Source organism: Streptomyces rugosispiralis (assembly GCF_024505145.1).
GTDB lineage: Bacteria > Actinomycetota > Actinomycetes > Streptomycetales > Streptomycetaceae > Streptomyces > Streptomyces rugosispiralis.
The window spans coordinates 1-565 of sequence record NZ_JANIAA010000218.1; the positions used below are offsets into that span (position 1 = coordinate 1).

The 565-nt window shown below is 66.9% G+C and carries 1 protein-coding gene; it reads left to right on the plus strand.

Annotation, left to right across the window (positions count from 1 at the left end; all coding sequences use genetic code 11):
• Positions 1-46 precede the first annotated feature (46 nt).
• On the plus strand, positions 47-565 hold a 519-nt coding region (locus NP777_RS47140; RefSeq protein ID WP_256656360.1), incomplete at its 3' end, for an AMP-binding protein.

Sequence of the window (565 nt, forward strand, 5' to 3'; positions counted from 1 at the left end):
CGAGCACCGTGATGGTGCGGGGGCGCCGGCGGGGTTGGGTGGGGCGTTGTTGTTCGCGGTGGATTTGTTTGATGAGGGTACGGCGCGGGGGTTGGTGGAGCGGTTGGTGCGGGTGTTGGAGGTGGTGGCGGCTGATCCGGGGGTGCGGGTCGGTGAGATCGATGTGTTGGGGGAGGTGGAGCGGGCTCGGGTGGTGGGGGAGTGGAATGCCACGGAGGTGGTGTTGCCTGGTGGTTCGATGGTGGAGCGGTTTGAGGGGTGGGTTGCGGCGGCGCCGGATGTGGTGGCGGTGCGATGCGGTGAAGTTGCGCTCTCGTATGGGGAGTTGGGTCGGCGGGCGAATCGGTTGGCGCGGTTGTTGGTCGGTGTTGGTGTGGGTCGGGAGTCGCGGGTCGCGTTGTGTTTGGCGCGGTCGGTGGATGTGGTGGTGGCGGAGTTGGCGGTGTGGAAGGCGGGGGGTGCGTTCGTTCCGTTGGATCCGGAGTATCCGGCGGATCGGTTGGGGTTTGTGATTGCGGACAGTGGTGCCGAGGTGGTGCTCGGTACGTCGGAGAGCTTGGCCGGT